Genomic DNA, 4,749 nt, shown 5'->3' on the forward strand with positions numbered 1-4,749 from the left:
TTGGCGGCCGGTTGAGCCGCTGCACCGCATCGGGTTGGTGCGCCGGCGACAGGTGCGACTACCGCAGGGTCATCGTGATCGTCTTGTGCCCCATCAGCTCCTGCGCGCATGAGCCGTCTGCCGGTTTGCACGGCAGCCCACACACGGCAGCCCACCCACGGCAGCCCACCCTGTTGACGCCCGTGACGCTGCCGGTGTAGACTTAGCAAGTTACTAACTTACTATGAAAGCCATGGCTGCCACCCTCACCAAGATCACGCGCAACTACCAAGTCACCATTCCCCCGGCCGCTCGCCGCGCTCTCAAGCTCAAGGTCGGTGACTTCGTCGAGGCCACCTCACGCCGTGACGGCGTGCTCCTGCGGCCCGTCAAGGTCGTCACTCCGGCGACCTTCGAGCAGGAACTCTCCCGCCGGCTCAGCGAAGCACTGGCCGACGCGAAGGCCGGTCGGCTGTCCCGTCCCTTTGCCACGGCTGACGAGGGCATCGCCTACCTCCAGCGCCAGGCGCGCCGCCTGAAGCAGCCCAACCGTAAGCGGTAACGCGTCGCCCATGCGGCCCCGGTTCACTCCGCGCTTCGAACGCTCCTACGCGGTGGCGCCGACGACCGTGCAGCGGGCTTTCGACAAACAGCTAGGTCCCGCGCATGACGAGACCGCGCGCACTTCTTTCATGGAGCAGCGGAAAGGACAGTGCGTGGACGCTCCACGTGCTGCGGCAGCAAGGCGTGTACGACGTAGTCGGATTGGTGACAACGATCAACGCCGACGCCGAGCGCGTGGCCATGCATGCGGTACGTACCGAGCTCTGGCCGCGCAGGCCGCGGTGACCGGAATACCGCTCTGGCGGGTGCCAATTCCGTCTCCGTGCAGCAACCCGCACTATGAAGCAGCGATGCGGGCCGTGATCGAGCGTGCACGTGCCGCGGGTATCACCGCCTTTGCCTTTGGCGATCTCTTCCTTGAGGACATCCGGGCCTATCGGGAGCGGCAGCTTGCTGGATCGGGCCTCACTCCGGTGTTCCCTCTCTGGCTGCGCCCCACGGACGTGCTGGCGCGCGACATGGTGACTGGGGGTCTGCGGGCGTACCTCACCTGCGTGAACCCCAAGCAGCTCCCGGCGCGCTTCGTGGGGTGCAGTTTTGATCTCGCACTCCTCCGCGATCTCCCGCCGGATGTCGATCCGTGCGGCGAGCGGGGCGAGTTTCACACCTTCGCCTACGCTGGGCCGATGTTTCGTCAGGACCTCACGGTGCGAGTCGGCGAAATTGTCGAACGCGACGGGTTCGTCTTCGCGGATGTGCGTCCTTCGGCGCCGGGGGCGCCGACGAGCCCCTGACCAGTTGGTCACGGGCGGGGAGCCAGTAGGTCTGTCCTTCGGACTTCTTCATTCAAGATAAAACCGGCGGAACTAAACCGCTGCGCGGTAGTCCCCGAAGCAAGAAGCAAGCATCTCGGCAAATTCTCGCCCGCATCACCGAACACTTCCGCTCGCTCGAACGGCACTACGCCGACTTGAAACGCAAGCTCGCCTAAACAACGATCATTTTTAGACTTCGGCATTACGATACAGTACCGGTACTACGCCAAGGACAACCGGTACATTGGCGGCGTCGCTGTGAAAGCATCGGACTGTGGCCCCTAGACGTGCGTGTGACCGTCGTGCCCGCGCTGACCTCTGTTCGTTCCGGTGAATTCGATGGAAGGCCGTCAATAAATGCCCTTTACGAACCTCGACAAGGTGTTTCCGCCTACGGTCACCCCCAAGGGTGAGCCCCCGACACCTGTGTTCCCAACCGTTCTGCACATTGTCCTCGGGCTCGCGCTCGTCGCGTTTTTCGTCGGCACTACGTTCTGGCAGCTTGAGAAGCGCGCCAACTTTCTTCAGCGCATCATCAAAGAGGTTGGGGTTTCATTGATACGCCGAATTCAAAGCTAGGCGTTCTTTAGCCTTAGGTGGTCATCACTTGGAACTGCAAGGGAGCCTTTCACCGAAAGCACGCCTTTGCTACCCCGTTGAGGCCAGTCATCCTCATAGTTCCAGAGTGCGAGAAGCTTTCCGGAATGACGCAGGGGCTTGATGCTCCAGCTGTGCGGTACAGGCGGTAGTCGTCGCCGGTCTCGCCGCCGCACGGCTCTTCTCCTCCGAGCAGTTCGTCCGCCTGCGCCGGGGACGTGGTTGCATTCGTTTCACTGCACGGCGTCAAAACTGACCGGAGTGAAGCCGCGTCCCGAGAGCCGCCTTCCCGAGACCCGCGAGATTACCTCTTGGGCTGGCGGTTTCCGGCGGCCGGGGCCAGGGGCTTTCACCTTGACTTAGCGGACCGCTTTCCGTAAGCCTTCCACACCTTGAGGGGAGGTTCTTGAGATGAGGAGAAGGATAGCGCTTGCTGCGGTGCTCGTCTGTTTAGCCACTGGCGCGCATGCGCAGGCAATCGTCACCAAACCACCTGACCTCGGGCCAACGTGGAATTCCATATCCGCCGTGGGCAGCTACGTTTACGCCGACAGTTTTCTCGCCCCCAGCAACGGCCTGCCCACCGTCCTGGGTACGTGGCTCAGCGACCGAGGCACCCCCGTGACCTTGCCGGTTCGATTCGAAATCTGGGGCGCCGCCGGCGGGGGTGGGCCGGATCCGACCAACGTCTTGGCGACGACCGGGAGCATCGGCCCTTTTACGACCGCGGGTTCCCTGAACTTCTTTTCGGCACCCGTGACCGGCACGTTCGGAACACTCTTTCCCGGGACCCGATACTTCTTTGTGATTACTGCGGTCGGCGAGTCGGGCGGCGGGCAATATCAGGTCGGAGGCCACACGCAGAATAGCGTCTACCAAGACAACGGCACGTTCTGGTACTCCAATGACCCGGCAGGGATACAGTTTGGCGGGCAAAACCGTCAGCCGGAGATGGCGTTCTCCGTCACAATTGGCGCCGGCCAGAATGTTCACGCCGCGCCAGCGTTGAGTTTCCCCAGCCTGGCGATCACGGCCGGTATGCTGTGGCTCCTCGCCATCCGGGGACGCCGCGTCACGCCGTAACCTCCCGCTGCCCCCGGCACCTGGCGAATCAACTTCCGCGTCGGATCATCGTCGCTCACGGTCAGGTCGGTTCCACTGTCTGCCGCAACAACCTGGACGCCGAGATTGCGAAACTCGGCCAGAAGGATCTCGGGCACCATGAGGTCGCGCGCCACGCCTGAGCGGCAAGACGTTATCGCCGCGCTTGACGATCCCACACATCGTCCCAGGGGGGGCGCTCCAGAAGCCTCACCCCTGAGGTTGAAGACGCTACCTTGGAGCGGTGGGCTGGCCGACGGAGGGGCCGGCCAAGGTATCCCCGCCCTCATCCCCTCGGGGCGAAACCGGCGCCGCAACCGTTGGCTCTTCGCCCGTGCCGTGCTTCCAGCACGAGCGCAAGCCGAGCACTCACCGAGGCCTTGCAACGCGCTACAGCGGGAGCGCTCGCGATGGGGAGGCGCTTGTGTCGGTGAACAGTAGCGGAGCACGGGCACAGTCCGGGCACAGCGCGCGTGGACGTGCCTGAACGGCAAGGGCTGACGCAACGGCCCGCTGATTTGCGATCAGCGTAGCTTGCAGAGCGAAACGGAGCGCCGTAAAATTCTGCCGCTCTCTGCCTTCGAACCAAACATGGAACCGCACACGTTTGATACAACCAGCGCCGAACGCGCCATAGTCACCGTCGGCCGCGTTCCCCAAATAGGAATGGGATTCCTCAGCAGCAGCGGTCACGTGGTCACAGCGGCCCACGTCGTGTTCGATTATGTCAAAGCATTTGGAGACCTGGTACTGCTGCGGCCACCTACGGGCGTGTGCGTCCCAGTCGCCGCAATAGCCGAAGGCGGAAAGGTGCCTCTCCGCCTCACCGTGTACGAACCGTGCAGCGATGTCGCGGTGCTGTCATTCGATGGCGCTGAAGATGATCCTGTAGCGCAAGGCTTGTTGAGCCGCGCTCGCCTACGCGTGATCACTGGCGTGAATCCGCTGCCAGATCCGGTTCCCGTACACGTCTACTCCTGGGATCGGGCGTGGGTTCAAGGAACGGCCACTGAACTGCCGAGCGACACAATGCTCCGTGTGACGTGTTCCTTTCCCAAGGGTTCTTCTGGCTCCCCGGCCCTCACAGATCAAGGGGAGGTGTTGGGCGTCGTCAGCAACGCCGACGGAGAGGGACGTATTGCGAGACTCGCGAAGGCGCTTCCTGTTTGGATGACTCAGCGCCTTCTTCAATGATGCTCTCTTGATCTTGGCCTGAACTGTGCCCGTGACTGTGCCCGCGACGGCCCAGGCAGTGCCACCTCAGCGCACCCTCGCCAGCCAAAAGAGCTAGACGCAGAGCCCCGGAAACCCTTGTGTGGTGCGGGTTTCCAGGGCGGTACGAGGTTTCGTAATCAGCAGGTCCGCGGTTCGAATCCGCGCGCCAGCTTCTCTTTTCAAGCACTTGCGAGTCACGCCCGGTGCCATCCGCGGCTTTGGTGCCAATCTGGTGCCAAAGATTTCCCGGCTGATCGAGCCCGTCGACGAACCGGTGTGAATCGGCGCTGGGCAGCCCTCGTGCGTTTCCACGAGCCGCCTGGGCGGGCGAGCATCGAGGAGGAAGAACTTCCAGGGCGACAAGGAGATGCTTGCCCGAGCCTCCGGAAGGGGGCTATTGGCGTTCCAAGGGAGGTCGGTATGGCATTCATATGGGAAACATCGGGTCAGAGGCCTGTGTGGTTCCTTCGACGAGCGG

At 63.0% G+C, this 4,749-nt stretch carries 4 protein-coding genes and 1 pseudogene; all 5 read left to right on the forward strand.

The genetic code is table 11. The annotated features are described in order from the left end of the window. Positions 1-200 (forward strand): hypothetical protein (locus VF515_04015; GenBank protein HEX7406801.1); only part of this gene is annotated, 200 nt, incomplete at its 5' end. Positions 201-232: 32 nt separating this feature from the next. Next, entirely contained in the window at positions 233-541 is a 309-nt protein-coding gene (locus VF515_04020) for an AbrB/MazE/SpoVT family DNA-binding domain-containing protein (protein HEX7406802.1), read from the forward strand. Positions 542-645: 104 nt separating this feature from the next. Next, positions 646-1,337, forward strand: a pseudogene (locus VF515_04025) (ATP-binding protein). 378 nt (positions 1,338-1,715) lie between these two features. Further along, entirely contained in the window at positions 1,716-1,937 is a 222-nt protein-coding gene (locus VF515_04030; GenBank protein HEX7406803.1) for a hypothetical protein, read from the forward strand. 429 nt (positions 1,938-2,366) lie between these two features. Further along, complete coding sequence (locus VF515_04035) at positions 2,367-3,038, forward strand: hypothetical protein (protein ID HEX7406804.1); 672 nt, start codon at positions 2,367-2,369, stop codon at positions 3,036-3,038. Positions 3,039-4,749 lie beyond the last annotated feature (1,711 nt).

This window comes from Candidatus Binatia bacterium, assembly GCA_036382395.1.
In the GTDB taxonomy this organism is placed as follows: Bacteria; Desulfobacterota; Binatia; order HRBIN30; family HRBIN30; genus JAGDMS01.